Consider the following 3,361-nt stretch of genomic DNA (forward strand, 5'->3'; position numbering starts at 1 on the left):
AAAAGGAGGCGGCTACCTACTCTCCCGCATTGCATTGCAGTACCATCGGCGCAAGTGGGCTTAACTTCTCTGTTCGGAATGGGAAGAGGTGGGACCCCACCGCAATAACCACCTGATAATGGGTTATGACGTATATCGACAAGCAAAAACTTGCAATGAATAACTGTACAGACTCATACAGTTGAAACTATGAACTGTGGAAAGAAAAGTTTCGGGCAATTAGTAACGCTCGGCTTTGACGTCGCCGTCTTTACACCTGCGTCCTATCAACGTCATCGTCTATGACGACCCTCTATGGAGTTCTCATCTTGCGGCTGGCTTCGCACTTAGATGCTTTCAGCGCTTATCCAATCCAGACTCAGATACCCAGCGGTGCGCCTGGCGGCACAACTGGTAAACCGGAGGTCTGTCCATCACGGTCCTCTCGTACTAGTGACGGCACCACGCAAAACTCCCACGCCCACGATAGATAGAGACCGAACTGTCTCACGACGTTCTGAACCCAGCTCGCGTGCCACTTTAATGGGCGAACAGCCCAACCCTTGGGACCTTCTCCAGCCCCAGGATGTGACGAGCCGACATCGAGGTGCCAAACCACCCCGTCGATATGAGCTCTTGGGGGGGATCAGCCTGTTATCCCCGGAGTACCTTTTATCCTTTGAGCGACGGAGTTTCCATACACATCCGCCGGATCACTATGCCCCAGTTTCCTGCCTGCTCGGCATGTCTGCCTCCCAGTCAAGCGCCCTTATGCCATTGCACTCTGTAAGGCCGGTTACCAATCGGCCCGAGGGCACCTTTGGAAGCCTCCGTTACGCTTTTGGAGGCGACCACCCCAGTCAAACTACCCACCAAGCAGTGTCCGCGCAGCGCGCGTTAGACCTCAGACAGCCAAAGGGCCGTATTTCAAGGATGGCTCCACGAAAGCTGGCGCTCCCGCTTCGAAGCCTCCGGCCTATCCTACACATCGGATGACCAAGGTCAATGCTAAGCTGTAGTAAAGGTTCACGGGGTCTTTTCGTCCCATCGCGGGTAATCGGCATCTTCACCGATACTACAATTTCACTGAGCTCATGGTTGAGACAGCGTCCGGATCATTACACCATTCGTGCAGGTCGGAACTTACCCGACAAGGAATTTCGCTACCTTAGGACCGTTATAGTTACGGCCGCCGTTTACCGGGGCTTCAATTCAATGCTTCCTCTTACGAGTGACATCTCCTCTTAACCTTCCGGCACCGGGCAGGTGTCAGGCTGTATACTTCATCTTTCGAGTTTGCACAGCCCTGTGTTTTTGTTAAACAGTTGCCTGGACCTATTCTCTGCGCCTCGCTCGTCACGAGGACCCCTTATCCCGAAGTTACGGGGTCAGTTTGCCTAGTTCCTTAACCATGAATCTCTCAACGCCTTAGTATGTTCTACCCGACCACGTGTGTCCGTTTGCGGTACGGGTGCCGCATGGGTTAAGCTTAGCGGATTTTCTCGGGAGTATGGTTACCCACGCTATCGGACTCCTCCGAGGAGGACTCCGTACTGTCAGGTTCGGCTCAACGGGTGGATTTGCCTGCCCATCTCATAACCTACACCCTTCAACGGGGACTTCCGTCGCCCCGCGGTGGTTTCACTGCTCCGTCTCCACGTCGCCCCATGCGGCAGTGACGGAATATTAACCGTCTCTGCCATCGCCCTCGCCGTTCGGCTTAGACTTAGGACCCGACTGACCCCGGGCTGATTGGCATTGCCCGGGAAACCTTGGTCTTACAGCGGGAGGGAATCTCACCCTCCTTATCGTTACTTATTCCTACATTTGCTTTACTCACCGCTCCAGGATAACTTACGTACACCATTCGACGCTGTGAGTATGCTCCCCTACCGATACTTTCTTTAATGCTATCCCGCGCCTTCGGTGTCTGCCTTATACCCGATTATTATCCATGCCCGGACCCTCGACTAGTGAGCTGTTACGCACTCTTTGAATGAATGGCTGCTTCCAAGCCAACATCCTAGCTGTCACTGGGACCAGACTTCGTTAGACTAACTCAGGCAGAACTCCGGGACCTTAGACGGCGGTCTGGATTCTTCTCCTCTCGGGGACGGACCTTAGCACCCGCCCCCTTACTGCCGGACTGCGAACCGTGAGCATTCGGAGTTCGTCAGGACTCGATAGGCGGTGAAGCCCTCTCGTCCTATCGGTCGCTCTACCTCTCACGGTGACCATCCGACGCGGCACCTAAATGCCTTTCGGGGAGTACGAGCTATCTCCAAGTTTGATTGGCCTTTCACTCCTACACTCGGCTCATCCAGAAGCTTTTCAACGCTTATTGGTGCGGACCTCCATCCCGTGTTACCGGGACTTCATCCTGGCCAAGTGTAGATCACTTGGTTTCGCGTCTACCCCCACTGACTATGCGCCCTATTCAGGCTCGCTTTCACTGCGGCTACGTGTCTCGTGACACTCAACCTCGCCAGTGACGGTAACTCGTAGGATCATTATGCAAAAGGCACGCCGTCACACATTGCTGTGCTCCGACCGCTTGTAGGCGTATGGTTTCAGGAACTATTTCACTCCCCTGCTCGGGGTGCTTTTCACCTTTCCTTCACAGTACTCGTACGCTATCGGTCTCACGGGAGTATTTAGCCTTACCGGATGGTCCCGGCAGATTCGCGCAGGATTCCTCGTGTCCCGCGTTACTCAGGATACCGCTATGCTTGATTTGGCTTCGTGTACAGGACTGTCACCTTCTATGATGTAACTTTCCAGATACTTCCACTCGCCATCGCAATACAATGCCGCGGTCCTACAACCCCGCCGGCGCCTTACGACGTCTGCGGTTTGGGCTGTTCCCCGTTCGCTCGCCACTACTGGGGGAATCATTATTTATTTTCTCTTCCTGCAGGTACTAAGATGTTTCAGTTCCCTGCGTTAGCCTCCTGACTCTGGGTCAGGATGACCGTCCTTCAGACGGCCAGGTTGTCCCATTCGGAAATCCCCGGATCAATGGTTATTTGCACCTACCCGGGGCTTATCGCAGCTTATCACGTCCTTCATCGCCTCCGTGAGCCTAGGCATCCGCCATACGCCCTTTCTTACTTTTCTTTCTAACTGCGCTTAAAAATAATATTATTGCTAATAAAATTCATAAGCCAGTAGCTCATACTTTCAGCTGTATTCTTGATTGTGAAATCTCTTCTTGCGAATTGATTCACTTTAGTCTGAACTAAAGTTCATTACTTACAGTTTTTGCTTGTGTCAATATGTCAAAGATCTTCTTGCCGTTAAGGCAATGTGGAGAATAACGGATTCGAACCGTTGACCCCCTGCTTGCAAAGCAGGTGCTCTAGCCAACTGAGCTAATCCCCCA

The 3,361-nt window shown here is 52.9% G+C and carries 1 tRNA gene and 2 rRNA genes; all 3 read right to left on the reverse strand.

Annotated features, from left to right (window positions below):
• Nucleotides 1–3: 3 nt before the first annotated feature.
• The 3 genes from rrf to F7D20_RS09935 all read right to left on the reverse strand — a co-directional run bounded on the left by rrf (nucleotide 4) and on the right by F7D20_RS09935 (nucleotide 3,360).
• Nucleotides 4–116, reverse strand: a 5S ribosomal RNA gene (gene rrf / locus F7D20_RS09925).
• An 84-nt stretch (nucleotides 117–200) separates the two neighbouring features.
• Nucleotides 201–3,096: ribosomal RNA gene (locus F7D20_RS09930) — 23S ribosomal RNA — on the reverse strand.
• A 190-nt stretch (nucleotides 3,097–3,286) separates the two neighbouring features.
• Nucleotides 3,287–3,360, reverse strand: a tRNA-Ala gene (locus F7D20_RS09935).
• Nucleotide 3,361: the final 1 nt, after the last annotated feature.

It is taken from the genome of Segatella copri, from assembly GCF_009495355.1.
In the GTDB taxonomy this organism is placed as follows: domain Bacteria; phylum Bacteroidota; class Bacteroidia; order Bacteroidales; family Bacteroidaceae; genus Prevotella.